Below are 15,330 nucleotides of genomic sequence, written 5' to 3' on the forward strand. Positions count from 1 at the left end.
GGTCCCCTTCGTCTAGAGGCCTAGGACACCGCCCTTTCACGGCGGTAACAGGGGTTCGAATCCCCTAGGGGATACCAAATATTGGTTCCTAGCAAATAACTAACGTGTTGTTTGGTAAGAACAAAATCTAAATTTCTGCTGATACATATACTGCTAAAGTTAGCTGTGTTGACAAAAATTTGGGGCTATAGCTCAGCTGGGAGAGCGCTTGCATGGCATGCAAGAGGTCCACGGTTCGATCCCGTGTAGCTCCACCAATTTACTGCCTTATTAAGCAGAAACGAAAGTTTAAATTAATACACCCAAGGCACACTTCGCTACTTAGAATAGTGCCTATGAGAACGTAGATGTTAAACGGGAACGTTAAGTTCAAATTAATATGTCCGGGTCCCCTTCGTCTAGAGGCCTAGGACACCGCCCTTTCACGGCGGTAACAGGGGTTCGAATCCCCTAGGGGATACCACATTTGGGTTCCTAGCAAATAACTAACGTGTTGTTTGGTAAGAACAAGGCATTTGCTTCCTAGCCTATTAAAGCAAATGTGTTACAAAGCTCGGTTACGAGTTAAATCATAAGTCCGGGTCCCCTTCGTTCTTTTAGAAGAGAGTGCCTAGGACACCGTAGATGTTAAACGGGAACCTTTTTCTTTATATAAGAAGGAAATGTTCAAATTAATATGTCCGGGTCCCCTTCGTCTAGAGGCCTAGGACACCGCCCTTTCACGGCGGTAACAGGGGTTCGAATCCCCTAGGGGATACCATCTATATTTTATAGAGAGTGGTTCCAGCAAATAACTAACGAGTTGTTTGGTAAGAACAAGGCATTTGCTTCCTAGCCTACTGAAGTGAATGTGTTACAAAACTCGGTTACGAGTTAAATCATAAGTCCGGGTCCCCTTCGTCTAGAGGCCTAGGACACCGCCCTTTCACGGCGGTAACAGGGGTTCGAATCCCCTAGGGGATACCACATTTGGGTTCCTAGCAAATAACTAACGTGTTGTTTGGTAAGAACAAGGAATTTGCTTCCTAGCCTACTGAAGTGAATGTGTTACAAAGCTCGGTTACGAGTTAAATCATAAGTCCGGGTCCCCTTCGTCTAGAGGCCTAGGACACCGCCCTTTCACGGCGGTAACAGGGGTTCGAATCCCCTAGGGGATACCATCTATATTTTATAGAGAGTGGTTCCTAGCAAATAACTAACGAGTTGTTTGGTAAGAACAAGGCATTTGCTTCCTAGCCTACTGAAGTGAATGTGTTACAAAGCTCGGTTACGAGTTAAAACATAAGTCCGGGTCCCCTTCGTCTAGAGGCCTAGGACACCGCCCTTTCACGGCGGTAACAGGGGTTCGAATCCCCTAGGGGATACCATCTATATTTTATAGAGAGTGGTTCCTAGCAAATAACTAACGAGTTGTTTGGTAAGAACAAGGCATTTGCTTCCTAGCCTACTGAAGTGAATGTGTTACAAAGCTCGGTTACGAGTTAAATCATAAGTCCGGGTCCCCTTCGTCTAGAGGCCTAGGACACCGCCCTTTCACGGCGGTAACAGGGGTTCGAATCCCCTAGGGGATACCAATTTTAATCAAGGTTTATCGAAACTTTGATTAAAGACAATAAACCACCTCAAGGTGGTTTTTTTGTGTCTAAATTTTGAGTATTAAATTGAGATCTCCCCGATTCATTTACGAGTCATACGCCCCGAGTTATTTGCCGAATTTACCCAATAATTCAAACCATCCACATTAAGATAAATAATGCTTCGAGAGGCTTACTTCCTGTGGTGAAGTCATTCTGTTTAATCGTGTGACAAAGATTATTGAAGCGTTTTCCTGCTTAACTTTGCGCTAATCCATGGCTCAAACTCACCTTTCGGATTGTTCAGTGTGTTGGCACTTTGAATGCTGCCACTTTCAATACTGATAAGTTGAATCGTTAATCGCGATTTATCTCATGCTTCCAATCGCTAAACGAGCGCAATTTGAAGTGAACCGTTCTTACGGTAGCTATTGTAATAGCTGAATAGTGTATCGTTGCGGTGAATATGCGGGCGAGTGTAAGAGTGAAGCTATGTGGGAAGAGGGCAGAATTAGGTGGAAACTTATTTGAGATAAAAAAGGCGACACTCACTGCTGAGTGTCGCCTTTCGTCATCTCACCTTTGGCTTAGTCTACACCTAAGAATCCACCGGTTTGGTGCGCCCATAATTGAGCATAAATACCGCCTGCGGCGATGAGTTCATGGTGCGTGCCTTGCTCAACGACTCGGCCTTGATCTAATACAATTAACCTGTCCATCGCGGCAATAGTCGAAAGTCGATGGGCAATCGCGATCACTGTCTTGCCTTGCATTAATTCATACAAACTTTCTTGAATAGCAGCTTCGACTTCGGAATCTAGTGCAGATGTGGCTTCATCAAGCAGTAAAATGGGCGCATTTTTCAATAAAACCCGCGCGATGGCGATACGCTGTCTTTGGCCACCAGAGAGTTTTACGCCGCGTTCACCCACTTGGGCATCTAAGCCATGATTACCGTTAGGATCACTGAGTTCCTGAATAAAGTCATAGGCTTGAGCTTGTTTAATCGCGCGATCAAGTTGCTCTTCACTGGCACTGGGATTGCCGTAAAGAATATTCTCGCGAATGGTGCGGTGCAAGAGGGAGGTATCTTGGGTCACCATGCCAATTTGCGAACGCAGTGAATCTTGCATAACCATCTTGATGTCTTGATCATCGATATTAATCTGACCTTTTTCAACATCGTAGAATCGCATTAGTAGATTCACTAGGGTCGATTTACCTGCGCCAGAACGCCCCACTAAGCCAACTTTTTCACCTGCTTTAATATTCAAATTCAGATCTTCAATCACGCCAGTCTGCTCACCGTAATGGAAACACACTTGGTTGAAATCAATCTTGCCATGATTGACGACCAACGGCCTGGCGTTTGGCTCATCTTGGATGATCGTTGTTTTCGATAAGGTGTTCATCCCATCGGTGACAGTGCCGATATTTTCAAATAATGAACTGATTTCCCACATGATCCACTGTGACATGCCGTTTAAGCGCAGTGCTAAACTGACCGCAATGGCGATGGCGCCTACCGTGATTGCATTATCAGTCCACAGAGCTATCGATACAGCGGCAATGCTGAATGCGAGTACATAGTTGATAATTTGCACGCTGACACTGATGCCCGTTACTAAGCGCATCTGGCGATAAACCGTGTCTAAGAATATCCGCATACTGGATTTGGCGTATTCGGCTTCTTTTTGCGTGTGGGCAAATAGTTTCACTGTGGTGATGTTGGTATAACTGTCGACAATACGGCCTGTCATGGTCGAGCGCGCATCGGCTTGTTCGGTAGAGACACTTTTCAGCCTAGGTACAAAGTACCATTGCAGCCCAACATACAGTGCAAGCCAGATGAGCATAGGTATGACTAAGCGCAGATCTGCGCTGGCGATCATCACTAACATAGAAGTGAAATACACGAGAATGTATACCAATACATCGAGTAATTTCATCACAGTTTCGCGCACGGCTAGGGAGGTTTGCATGACTTTGGTGGCGATTCTGCCAGCAAAATCATCTTGATAAAACGATACACTTTGTTTTAGCAAATAACGGTGTGCAAGCCAGCGGATCGACATAGGATAATTGCCGAGCAAGGTTTGATGCATGATAAGCGCATGCAGTAATACCAATATTGGCATCACAATTATCACCATACCTCCCATCAGCATTAAGGTCGTCCCTTCGTCTTGGAATAAGGTTTCGGGATTTTTTTTCACCAGCCAATCTACTAATTGGCCCATGAATCCGAACAGTGACACTTCAAGCATGGCCAGCATGGCGGTCAGCACTGACATTAAGATCAGCGGCAGTTCGTAGCCCTTAGTATAGTGGCGACAAAAAGCATAAACCCCTGTGGGTGGTTTAGTGGGTTCATCATCGGGTAGGGCTTCAACCCAGGATTCAAATCGTTTAAACATGAATTAACTCTATGGTGAGATAAAAAATAGTCGGCTCTAGCATATAGGATTTCATGCCCTAAAAGCATTGAAATGATTGAGTTCCGTTTTCCGCTAGTGCTACATGCTAGTTTTACGTAAAGTAATGAACAAGAAATTAATTGTGAGCGAATATTGTCGGGCGTGATGAAAAATGGGTGCAGATAGAGTGTCTGAGAGTGCGATTAAGCGTGATGAAATAGATTCGGTGCATTCGCTGGAGTCCTATTCGGGGCAACTTTCTGCGTCCATTTGCCGTGAGGCGAGGATGAGCCGCGATCCGCGGTTTGATGGTAAGTTTTTTGTGGGCGTCTTAACGACGGGCATTTATTGCCGAACTGTGTGTCCCGCCGTCGCGCCAAAAGAGCAAAATGTGCGTTATTTTGATTCGGCCATTAAAGCCGCGCAGGCGGGATTACGCCCATGTTTACGTTGTCGGCCCGACAGTGCGCCGGGATCGAATCCTTGGAAGGGGACTGGCACAACGTTAGCGAGGGCCATTAGCTTAATCGAAGCGGGCGCCTTAGCGGGAAAATCATCGGGAGAGCCAGCCTCGACAGTAACACAATTGGCTGACCGATTAGGGATCAGCAGTCGTTATCTCAATAAGCTCTTTACCGAAGGTTTTGGCACTTCGCCAAAACAATATGCCTTATATCGGCAGTTACTGTTTGCTAAACAATTATTGCACCAAACCCAATTACCTATCACTCAAGTCGCGATGGCGGCGGGTTTTAACAGTATTCGCCGTTTCAATGAGGCGTTTAAGCAAACCTTGCAATTGACGCCGACGCAGTTAAGAAAGAGTGCATTAACCAAAGCGGCAAAGGAGTCCATGATTGAGCCACTAACAGGATTAAGTGAGATTGATACTATGGGTGAATTTGTGCCGCACTATGGATTAACCTTGTATCAGTATTATCGGCCACCATTGGATTGGGCGTCACAGCTGGCGTTTTATCGATTACGTGCGGTAACAGGGATGGAATGGTTCACACCGCAGATGAGTCATCCACAAGCGAGCGATGTCGTTGGTGATGAGGCGACCGTGGTAGATGAGGCCAAAGCTGGCGATAATGGGTTCGAATATGGTCGTTGTTTTGCCCTAGGTAAGATGCGCGGCACAGTGCACATTATCCATGAGCCTAAGCTAAATCGCTTCAAACTCGCGATAATGTTGACCGAAGACTCTCCTGTCGATGAGCTGCAATTGCTGGTCACTGAAGTGCGACGCATTTTAGATCTCGATGCGGATATGCTGCTGATTGAACAAGGCTTAAGTGCGCTACCAAGTTTAGGATTAACACCGTTTTCGGGATTACGGATTCCCGGTGCAGGCTCCTTATTTGAGGCGGCCTGCCGTGCGATTTTAGGCCAGCAAGTGACGGTAGTACAGGCGACTAAGCTACTTAATCAATTGGTTGAAGCCTATGGCGAGCGCTTTAGTCTCAATGGTTGCGAGTATCGTTTATTTCCTACACCCGAGGCCATTCGTGAGGCGAGTCTAACAGAGCTAAAAATGCCCGGCGCTCGTAAATTGGCGCTCAATGCGCTCGCGGCGTTTATCTGCGATCATCCTGAGGCGAGTGTCGATGATTGGCTCAGCGTTAAGGGCATAGGTCCTTGGACAATCGCGTATGCTAAGCTCCGCGGTTTGGGCGATCCCAATGTGTTTTTGCATACCGATTTGATTGTTAAAAAGCATTTGCTGGCCTTGTATGGCAAGACCCATAGGCTGGATGAAGCCGCTGTGGGTGCGCTTAACTACCCGAAACTGTGTCAGCAGCTGAGTCAAGACATCGCGCCTTGGGGCAGTTATTTAACCTTTCAGCTTTGGCATCAATAGCGACTAAAACGATCTAAGTTGAAGACATAAATAGAGAGATAAATTATGAAACATGCGATTCGTCAATTGAGCCAAGCGCCGAGTATTGCTGCGTATCAGCCTTGTGCCGTAGATACTTTTATGAGTCCTGCCGGAATATTGCAGTTAAATGCCAATGCCTATGGGCTGAGTCATTTAACGGTTGTCGGCTCGGATCGCACTGAGATTGCGCTTGCTAAGGTGAGTGAGGATGCCCTCAATCAAGCTAAGGCACATATTAGTGAAACTCAAGTGCAGCTCGCGCGTTATTTTGCAGGTGAACTAATTGAATTTAATGTAAAGCTCGCACCTAAAGGCACTGAATTTCAGCGTGAAGTTTGGCAAGCTTTGCTCAATGTAGATTATGGTCAGAGCTGCAGCTATGGGCAGATTGCCGAGCAAATTGGTCGGCCTAAGGCGGTGCGCGCCGTGGGCGCGGCTAATGGCGCCAATCCCATTGCGATTATCGTGCCTTGCCATAGAGTGATAGGCAAAAATGGCAAGTTAACGGGTTACGCCTATGGGCTTGCGATGAAACAGCAGTTATTAACGCTGGAAACTGCCAAGCATTGCCTCGATATTTAAGCTAGAATAGCCGCCTATTAAGATATTGGTGAGCAGTTAAACTTTCTATGACTCAGGCTTCTTCCTCTGCGGCAAGCTTTGCCCAACTCGGCATTATTGCACCCTTGCTAAATCGATTAACCGAATTAGCGTATGTTTCGCCCACACCAGTACAGGCGGCGACGATCCCCGCTGTGCTTGCGGGGCGCGATGTGTTAGCCGGTGCTAATACGGGCTCGGGTAAAACGGCAGCCTTTGCCGTGCCGCTGTTGCAACAACTTGTTGAAGCAAAAACTGATGATAAGACCGGCGTTTATGTTCGTTGTTTGGTCTTAGTCCCAACCCGTGAATTAGCACAACAAGTCGCCGACAGCTTTTTATCCTATGCCTCACATCTTAATGGCAAGCTAAAAATTGTCGCTGCGTTTGGCGGTGTGTCGGTGAATGCGCAAATGCAGAGTCTACGCTCTGGCGCCGACGTCCTCGTAGCAACGCCGGGTCGTTTGTTAGATCTGTTGTCCAGTAATGCCATCAAACTCAATCGTGTCAGCGCCTTAGTGCTCGATGAAGCTGACCGCATGTTAAGCCTTGGTTTTACTGAAGAATTAGCTCAAGTGCTCGACGCTTTGCCCGTCAAGAAACAAACCTTATTATTCTCTGCGACATTCCCTGAAGAAGTCCGTGAGTTAACGGCAAAACTGCTTAATAATCCACTTGAATATCAATTGCAAAGTGAGCAAGAAAGCACGATTCATCAACGGGTGATTACAGTTAATCGTCCGATGAAAACCGCATTATTGGCGCATCTGATTAAAGAACATCAGTGGTCACAGGCGTTGATCTTCGTGAGTGCCAAAAATACCTGTAATCACTTAGCGCAAAAGCTGTCTAAACGTGGGATCACTGCCGAAGTATTCCATGGCGATAAAGCCCAAGGTGCGCGTATGCGGGTGCTCGATGGCTTTAAAAATGGCGAGATCAGTGTGTTAATTGCGACCGATATTGCCGCCCGTGGTATCGATATCGATAAACTGCCTGTGGTGATCAACTTTGATTTACCAAGGAGCCCTGCAGATTATATGCATCGTATTGGCCGTAGTGGCCGCGCCGGTGAAGCAGGCTTAGCCGTGACCTTGATTTCCCATGAGGATTATCACCACTTTGGCGTGATAGAGAAAAAGAACAAACTTAAGTTAGTGCGTGAGCAAATTGTCGGTTTTGAAGCCGATGATGAAATGCCAGCCGAACTGTTAGAACAAGCTAAACCTGTCGCCAAGCCTGAAGGTATGGGTAAAAAAAAACGTAAACAGTTACCGCCTGCCAATGCTGAATTTTGGGGTAAAAAATCTTAAGTCGTTGGAAACAAGCTATTCTTAGCTTATCTCTGGCGTTCCTTGTCATCTCACTTGTCGTAGGTAAGGTTTATGCAACACTTATTCTGGTTAGTTGAAGGTAAAGTCGCAGGGCGCAGTGGCCCTAATAAAGATCCTTGGGATTTACAAGCGCTCAAAGAGGCTGGCATTGGTGCCATTCTGTCGGTCAATGGGGGCGAGGGCTGCGAGCCGAGTGCGTTTAAGCAGCTTGATTTACGTTACGAATGTATTCCCTTTTCGCGCAATGTGCCGCCCCAAGAGGGGGATGTGGCGATTTGTGTCGCTCAGTTGCCCAAGGCACTCGCCTTTATTCAGCAATGTGAAGCCGATGAGCTGCCTGTCGTGATCCATTGTCGCTCTGGCAAGGATCGCACCAGTCTTATCATGGCCTATTACTTGATGGTCAATGGTGCAGCGCCATTACATGCGGTGAGCCAAGTTCGTAATATTCGCGATATTGCTTTTACTGCCGAAGGTTGGGATCAATTTGCCTTTGATGTCTTGTATGCATTACAAGACTAAGCATTTGTCGGCGATTGGCGTCGAACCTATTAATAAATAGGTAATAATAGTTTCATTCGTTTGACCTTAGTCATCAAAATTTTACTGTGTTAAGGTTAAGCTATCCGAAGGTTGTTTTTAGTGAGTTATTTATCTAATTATGAAAAGTAAGGCAAGTCAGTCACAGGGATTACTACTGTTTCGGTTATCACAGACTCAAGTGTTTGCCTTAGGCACGTTGAAAGTGCGTGAGCTGGTGCCGTACACACAGCTAAGCAAAATTCCCCAATCTCATCCGACGATTCTTGGCGCTTCAACTATTCGTGGCCATACGATTCCTATCATCGATATGGCGGCTGCGATTGGTTATCGGCCGATAGCCCCTGAAGAGCGCGAAAAATGCTACATCATCATCACTGACTGTCAGCGGATGATCATTGGCTTTTTAGTGCGTGGTATCGATAAGATTATTGAATGTAATTGGCGTGATATTGAGGCGCCTTCTGCCAATTTGGGTAAGAATGCCTACTTGACTGGCGTGACTCGTTTTGAGGACCAGTTAGTACAATTGCTCGATGTTGAGTTATTGCTGTCGAAAATTTTCCCGAATAACCCACAGGCAAATCGGGCAATCTTGACCGATGTGCAGCGTGAGAAACTCAAACCCATGAATATCCTGTTAGTGGATGATTCTAAGGTGGCACGTAAGCAGTTATCCGACGCCCTTGATATGATCAACATCCCTTATCGAGTGACCGCCGACGGTAAAGAAGCCTTAGTCATGATGGAACAAGCGGCACTAGAGCATCATCCCATAGATATTCTGGTGAGTGATATTGAGATGCCGGGACTAGATGGTTACGAACTGGCATTTGAGGTGCGTGATAATCCACTGACTGCCAAGGCCTACATCATTTTACACACGTCTTTATCCAGCGAAATAAGCGTGAGTCAGGCCCACCAAGTGGGGGCAAATGAAGCGCTGACTAAGTTCGATGCCCACGAGTTGATTGATGCCATGTTGCGTGGTGCCGATTTAGCCATGAAGCAGCGCCAATAAGGCGCTTGTTAGTTTTTTGTATGCTTTTTGCGGGACAAGGGTAATTTAGTTAGCTTATTTCCCCGCAAAACTAGACAAGTCTAGTCACATCCTATAAAAACCTTATTGGCCTCATTTCCGAAGGTGCGCGTTGGGGATCTCAACCGAAATATAATAACGACAGGTTAAACCATGAAACAAGAATCATCATTATTAGCTAAGTTGGCTAATGGCAGTCTCGTGTTACAAATCTTATTAGGGATTATCGCTGGTGTGGTGTTAGCGAGTTTTTCACCCGATAGCGCAAAAGATATCGCCTTCTTAGGCAGTTTATTTGTTGGAGCATTAAAAGCGATTGCTCCAATACTGGTATTTATCTTAGTAGCATCATCGATTGCCAATCAAAAGAAAAATACGCAAACCAATATGCGCCCAATTGTGATCCTGTATTTATTGGGGACCTTTGCCGCGGCGTTAACTGCTGTGATTTTAAGCTCTATTTTCCCCACGACTTTAGTTTTGGTTGCTGGTGTGGAAGGTACAAGTCCTCCACAAGGTATTGGTGAAGTGATCCATACCTTATTATTTAAACTGGTTGATAATCCAGTGAATGCGTTAATGACGGGCAACTATATTGGTATTCTTGCTTGGGGTGTGGGTTTAGGTTTAGCCTTACATCATGCTAGCGATTCGACTAAGCAAGTATTTGCCGACATGAGCCACGGCATTTCGCAAATGGTGCATTTCATTATTCGTTTAGCACCTATTGGTATTTTTGGTTTAGTTGCTGCGACGTTTGCTGAAACCGGTTTTGCCGCAATTGCGGGTTACGCGCAGTTATTGGCAGTATTATTAGGTGCGATGGCCATTATTGCCTTAATCGTTAATCCTTTAATTGTTTACGTGAAGATTAAACGTAATCCCTATCCGTTGGTATTTCGTTGTCTGCGTGAAAGTGGCGTGACGGCATTTTTTACCCGCTCGAGTGCGGCGAATATTCCGGTGAATATGGCGCTGTGTGAAAAATTAAATCTGCATGAAGACACTTACTCAGTCTCTATTCCCTTAGGTGCCACCATCAATATGGGCGGCGCGGCGATCACTATTACGGTATTGACCTTAGCTGCGGCGCATACCTTGGGCATTCAAGTCGATTTACTCACCGCATTGTTATTGAGCGTTGTAGCCGCTATTTCGGCTTGCGGCGCCTCGGGTGTGGCGGGTGGTTCATTACTGTTGATCCCACTGGCTTGTAGCTTGTTTGGTATTTCTAATGATGTCGCCATGCAAGTAGTCGCTGTCGGCTTTATTATTGGTGTGGTTCAAGATGCTGCCGAAACCGCATTGAACAGCTCAACTGACGTTATCTTTACCGCTGCTGCTTGTGAAGCCGCTGAGAATAAAGCTAAACTGAGTTAACGAGTGCTGTTATTCGTATTGAAAAGTATTATGGAAGCAGTCACTTAGGTGGCTGCTTTTTTTATGGGAGTCGTTATGATCTTTTTTGATTTTAGAGTGCTAGATGCCGCAAAGCCCTGGTATGGAATAAATGACACTGTGATGGGCGGTTTGTCTCGCAGTAAGATGACGGTGTCACCTTTAGGCTATGGTGAGTTTAGCGGCCATGTGTCGCTGGCAAATGGCGGCGGGTTTGCTTCAGTGCGTTGTGAGTTTAGCCCTATAGATGTCAGTGGATTTACTGGGATCTATGTCGAACTCGATGGCGACCGACCTAAAGATTATAAAGTGAATTTAAAGGACGTCGACACACCCCAAAGCACGGTTTATCAAGCGCCTATGCCCGCGCCAAGCCATCAAACGTTTGGTGTGAGTGGCGCTAGAGTCTTGAATTGGCAGCGGATAGAAATTCCCTTCAGTGACTTCTTGCCCCAATGTCGGGGTAAACCGATTTCCCGAGTGGCAATAGATTTAAGCCAAGTCTGTAGTCTAGGGTTAGTGATTGGTGCCCAGCAGAGTGGTGATTTTTCTTTGAAAATCAAAGAAATTGGCTACTATTAGCGTTTATAGTTGGTTTCTTATCATGAGTTTTTTGCCCCTAATTGCTTATCCCTAATTGCTTGCTATTGATGGTGCGGGCATCTCTAGGCTTCATTTAAGAAAAAGGATAAGGCCGAGGCACTTATCCTTATGGTGGGCAGGGCAAAGTTGTGAGTTTGGCGAAAGCTGCTACTTATGCGCCTACAATCCCTAAGGGTTTGGCCGTTTGCCACGCGCCGCGGGTAAAATCTGGGAAGGTGACTGAGTTACTGCGGTCATTGACTGAATGTTCACTTAAGATATTCACCACCGACCAAGACGCTGCATCGTACACATCCTGATCTAAGGCCTCGCCATTGCGCAGGCAATAAATCATGCGCCATAACATCACAAAATCCATGCCGCCGTGGCCGCCGTTAATCTCAGCTTCTTTGCCTATGCGTTGCCACAGAGGGTGATCATATTTGTCATACCACTTTTGCATGTCCATATCCCACTCGTGGTAACTTTGACCAAAGCCACCATTTTCGACGGCGATACGATTCGGGAAACCCGCAAACACGCCATTTGTCCCTTGGATTAAATTGTGGCGACTGTAAGGTCTTGGGCTCGTCGTGTCATGCTGCACCATGATGGTCCGGCCCTTAACTGTTTTAATCAGGCTGGTATTGATATCGCCATTGATGTACTTGAGCTGATTACGCTCATGATCGGCGGGGAATTCACGTTTAGCATAGAGCGCACGGCCAAGGGCTGGGGAACTCATCGAGGTTAGATAATCAAATCTATCACCGCGGTTGATGTTCATATACTGGGAAACTGGCCCTAAACCGTGGGTCGGGTACAAGTTACCGTTGCGCTTGGTATGCCAATAAGTTCGCCATGAGCCCGTCTTATGGTCGATTTCCTTCATCTGCCAGCGTAGCTCGTGGATATAAGCGGCTTCACCGTGGAGCAACTCACCAAACACACCTTGGCGTACCATGTTGAGAACCATAAGTTCTTCACGGCCGTAGTTGACGTTTTCCATCATCATGCAGTTTTTCTGAGTGCGTTCGGCGGTATCTACAATTTGCCAGCATTCCTCTACTGTGAGTGCTAACGGTACTTCGACAAAGGCATGTTTACCGCTTTCCATCGTCTCTATCGCCATAGGTGCGTGCCATTCCCATGGAGTAGAAATGATCACAATATCAATATCATCGCGGCTTAAGAGATCGCGATAGCTCAGGTCATTACCAGTATAGACTGCCGGTTTTGGCCGATTCTGTTTAACGATATGATCCACGGCTCTGTCCAGCACCGCTAGGTGAGTATCACAAATAGCTTTAAGTTCAACGCCTTCTAAATGACAGAATTGCTCGACATGGCTAAAGCCACGCTCGCCAACACCGATAAAGCCAACTCGAACCACGTCCATCTTGGGTGCTATGAGTCCGATAACGGATTTACCCGTTTGCGGTTTAGGGGCGACACTACTGGCGTAGGCGTTGAGGGCAATATTGGCTGTGACGAGTCCGGCGGTAGCTGCGCCCGCTGCTTTAAGAAAGTGACGACGATGAATGTTATGCATAGCGCTTCCTGCTTTATTTTTGTTTTGTAGGGATATTGAAATATCACTTGGTCTTATTTGTGCGGTAATTCACTTATGGGTTATATCAGAAACCCTATTAAAATTGGCAATAAAAGATGTAACAAACTCATTCATCTAGGAAGATAAGTCTTTTAGCTGCCTTTACTTTAGCGATAAGTAAATAGTGATAAAGATCGCGTTTTTATTTTTAGATTGAGCTACACTGCCGATTAATTAGTCAAAGGTATTTATCTTTTATATTTTAAATATTTAGCAAATTTAAATTAACCAAAAAATTACATTTGACGGGCGATTTGAAGTAATTTGCTGCTGTGGGGAGTGAAGAGTTAAATGGGTTCTATGCTTAATGTACTACCACAACTGACATTCACTTTAGGTGATTGGGTATTGCATAAGGATATCAGGATGTCTGGGATTGAAAAACGCCGTCGCCTTCATTGGCGGGAGACAGATATGCAAAATCGTGAAATTATAGGTCGTTGGTTAGATGGGCGTCCTTTATTGGGTGATAAAATTACCCTCTATAAAGAAGATGATAAATATTTTTTAGAAACTTGGTTTAGCGATGGCTGCCATAGTTTAGATGAAGTCTATATGACGCAAACTCCTGAGGGCCATAAGCTAGAGGATGTTGGCGGCAATTTCTTTGGTGAATTTTTTATCGTTACATCGTCGCAGCAATTACAATTTTGTAATGAGCAGGGCTGTTATTTCCAAGCGGAAAAATTAGCGGCTGATGTCGATTTTGGTCAAGGTATACGCGTCGCTTAAACGACGACAGTCAAATCTGTAAATAACTAAGGTCGCACGATAGTTAAGAGCTAAGTCGCGACCTTTTGCTTTTATGGAATTGTAGCGAGTGGCTTAAGTTATTCAGTAAATGGATGTTTACTGCTAAAAAACAGCGGTTTACCCGAATAAGGATGGGTCAAACTTAAGCTTTGTGCATGTAAACATAAACGCGGTTTGGCCTTGATAACCTCGGCATCACCGTAAAACTCATCACCCAAAATCGCATGGCCTAGGGCAAGCATATGCACACGCAATTGATGGGTGCGGCCTGTTTCTGGCAAAAGCTCGACTAAGGTGCTGTTTTCTCGGCGCTCTAATACACGGTAGTGAGTGAGGGCGCTTTTGCCGCCAGTCTCTCCCTCCTGTAGCGTTTTTTGATAGGGCGGATGTTCAGTGTCTGGCACTATCGCGAGGTCAATAATCCCCTGATCTTGCAGCACATGTCCCATCACTTCGGCAATATAGACTTTCTTACTCTGTCTATCTTGAAACTGTGTTTTTAAATGCGACTCCGCTTTTTTATTACGGGCGAACACCATAATGCCCGAGGTCGCGCAGTCGAGCCTATGCACTAAAATTGTTTCTGGATAAAGGGCTTGTAAGCGGGTTAACGCGCAATCAAAGGTGTGAGCCGCTCGACCCGGATTAGATAATAATCCCGAAGGTTTATTGATGATAATCAGATCTCTATCTTTATAGCGTATGTCTAGCCAAGGAACTGCTGGGGGCTGGTAATCAAATATCTGCATCTTGTCCTCATTTTTGCGCGGCCATACTAGCAAAATTTACGCAGGCACACAGCATAATCTCATGCTTGCTTATTCTTAGAGGGGGGAGGGCAAATATTCTGCAGGCGTCTTACGGCTCCAAATACGGGTATAAGCCATCAGCTGCGGATAAAAAGTGCGGAACGCGGTTTCGATTTCTATCTGCATTTTATTGACGACTTTATGGGTATCTTTAAACAGTGCGGCTTGCGGATGCTGTTTGGCTACTTGTGCTAAGGCTTGTTGTAATCCTTTTTCGGTGGTGTAGCTGCCTAGCCAATCGGCGCTGCGCATTGTGGGCAAGAGTGTAAATAATGCCTCTGGATGGTATGGATCAACGCCTTGCGTGGCGAAAGAATCTAGCGCGTCATAGGCCTTGCTGCTGAATTCATCCAAGGGTTGGTGGTGATATTCTTCCCAATAGTAAGCTAAATAGTGATCGAAACTCACCGCCATGAGTTCTGCTGCTATGCTTCTTAAGGGCGCAGGGAAAGCTTCCATTAATTCAATCGTCAATTCATGGCTGGCGCAAAGGGTATTAATCTCTTGGTTTAGCCATAAGGCTTGGCGTAACTCCATTGGGGCTTGCGCAATTGGCGCTTGAATATAGTTACCTGCTACGTTGGCAGCAAGGTGGGTTTTACTGATGTCGGCGAGATGTAAGTGTGTAAGAAAGTTCATTATTTGTGCTTGGTTAACCACGTCGGTTTACGGTATCATGCACAAGCGCGCTTAGGAAAGCGCCGAAGCTAAAAATGCAGTATTTTTTCACTTTTTATTGATAATGACATTTGATTCGCCGTGAATAATTATGGCTGACTTAAACGTT

At 45.8% G+C, this 15,330-nt stretch carries 12 protein-coding genes and 8 tRNA genes; 16 read left to right on the forward strand and 4 right to left on the reverse strand.

The annotated features are described in order from the left end of the window. Position 1 precedes the first annotated feature (1 nt). The 8 genes from RA178_RS07950 to RA178_RS07985 all read left to right on the forward strand — a co-directional run bounded on the left by RA178_RS07950 (position 2) and on the right by RA178_RS07985 (position 1,574). Positions 2-77 (forward strand) — tRNA-Glu (locus tag RA178_RS07950). Between the two features lie 104 nt (positions 78-181). Further along, a tRNA-Ala gene (locus tag RA178_RS07955) sits at positions 182-257 on the forward strand. Positions 258-387: 130 nt separating this feature from the next. Continuing rightward, positions 388-463: transfer RNA gene (locus RA178_RS07960), tRNA-Glu, on the forward strand. 221 nt (positions 464-684) lie between these two features. Continuing rightward, positions 685-760: transfer RNA gene (locus RA178_RS07965), tRNA-Glu, on the forward strand. Between the two features lie 130 nt (positions 761-890). Continuing rightward, positions 891-966, forward strand: a tRNA-Glu gene (locus RA178_RS07970). 118 nt (positions 967-1,084) lie between these two features. Further along, a tRNA-Glu gene (locus RA178_RS07975) sits at positions 1,085-1,160 on the forward strand. A gap of 131 nt (positions 1,161-1,291) precedes the next feature. After that, positions 1,292-1,367: transfer RNA gene (locus RA178_RS07980), tRNA-Glu, on the forward strand. 131 nt (positions 1,368-1,498) lie between these two features. Beyond that, positions 1,499-1,574: transfer RNA gene (locus tag RA178_RS07985), tRNA-Glu, on the forward strand. Between the two features lie 587 nt (positions 1,575-2,161). Here RA178_RS07985 and RA178_RS07990 read toward each other — a convergent pair. Next, complete coding sequence (locus RA178_RS07990; protein WP_306685086.1) at positions 2,162-3,991, reverse strand: ABC transporter ATP-binding protein; 1,830 nt, start codon at positions 3,989-3,991, stop codon at positions 2,162-2,164. Between the two features lie 172 nt (positions 3,992-4,163). Between RA178_RS07990 and RA178_RS07995 the strand changes: the two genes are divergently transcribed. From RA178_RS07995 to RA178_RS08025, 7 genes are all read left to right on the forward strand, one after another. Next, entirely contained in the window at positions 4,164-5,855 is a 1,692-nt protein-coding gene (locus RA178_RS07995) for a DNA-3-methyladenine glycosylase 2 family protein (RefSeq protein WP_306685087.1), read from the forward strand. 45 nt (positions 5,856-5,900) lie between these two features. Further along, on the forward strand, positions 5,901-6,458 hold the full coding sequence (locus RA178_RS08000; protein ID WP_263265703.1) for a methylated-DNA--[protein]-cysteine S-methyltransferase: 558 nt from the start codon (positions 5,901-5,903) through the stop codon (positions 6,456-6,458). 47 nt (positions 6,459-6,505) lie between these two features. Next, entirely contained in the window at positions 6,506-7,789 is a 1,284-nt protein-coding gene (locus tag RA178_RS08005; RefSeq protein WP_263265704.1) for a DEAD/DEAH box helicase, read from the forward strand. A gap of 72 nt (positions 7,790-7,861) precedes the next feature. Then, entirely contained in the window at positions 7,862-8,332 is a 471-nt protein-coding gene (locus RA178_RS08010) for a phosphatase domain-containing protein (RefSeq protein ID WP_306685088.1), read from the forward strand. A 139-nt stretch (positions 8,333-8,471) separates the two neighbouring features. Next, positions 8,472-9,371, forward strand: a complete 900-nt coding sequence (locus RA178_RS08015) for a chemotaxis protein CheV (protein WP_028761082.1) — start codon at positions 8,472-8,474, stop codon at positions 9,369-9,371. Positions 9,372-9,542: 171 nt separating this feature from the next. Continuing rightward, positions 9,543-10,769 (forward strand): serine/threonine transporter SstT, encoded by a 1,227-nt coding sequence (sstT, locus tag RA178_RS08020; protein WP_113941009.1) that lies wholly within the window; start codon positions 9,543-9,545, stop codon positions 10,767-10,769. A 75-nt stretch (positions 10,770-10,844) separates the two neighbouring features. Beyond that, positions 10,845-11,369 (forward strand): CIA30 family protein, encoded by a 525-nt coding sequence (locus tag RA178_RS08025; protein WP_306685089.1) that lies wholly within the window; start codon positions 10,845-10,847, stop codon positions 11,367-11,369. Between the two features lie 172 nt (positions 11,370-11,541). Here the strand turns inward: RA178_RS08025 and RA178_RS08030 are convergent, their stop codons facing one another. Further along, positions 11,542-12,921, reverse strand: a complete 1,380-nt coding sequence (locus RA178_RS08030; RefSeq protein WP_306685090.1) for a Gfo/Idh/MocA family oxidoreductase — start codon at positions 12,919-12,921, stop codon at positions 11,542-11,544. A 351-nt stretch (positions 12,922-13,272) separates the two neighbouring features. On the opposite strand from RA178_RS08030, the gene RA178_RS08035 reads away from it, so the two are divergent. Beyond that, positions 13,273-13,713 carry a hypothetical protein gene (locus tag RA178_RS08035; RefSeq protein ID WP_131523165.1) on the forward strand — a complete coding sequence of 147 codons (441 nt, stop codon included), beginning with the start codon at positions 13,273-13,275 and terminating at the stop codon, positions 13,711-13,713. Between the two features lie 98 nt (positions 13,714-13,811). Here the strand turns inward: RA178_RS08035 and RA178_RS08040 are convergent, their stop codons facing one another. Then, a complete protein-coding gene (locus tag RA178_RS08040) occupies positions 13,812-14,483 on the reverse strand; it encodes an RluA family pseudouridine synthase (protein WP_306685091.1) in 672 nt (223 codons plus the stop codon). Between the two features lie 75 nt (positions 14,484-14,558). Further along, positions 14,559-15,182: an acyl carrier protein phosphodiesterase gene (locus RA178_RS08045; protein ID WP_306685092.1), complete on the reverse strand. Its 624-nt coding sequence runs from the start codon at positions 15,180-15,182 to the stop codon at positions 14,559-14,561. Between the last annotated feature and the right edge of the window lie 148 nt (positions 15,183-15,330).

The sequence above is a fragment of the Shewanella oncorhynchi genome (genome assembly GCF_030848765.1).
Classification (GTDB): domain Bacteria; phylum Pseudomonadota; class Gammaproteobacteria; order Enterobacterales; family Shewanellaceae; genus Shewanella; species Shewanella oncorhynchi.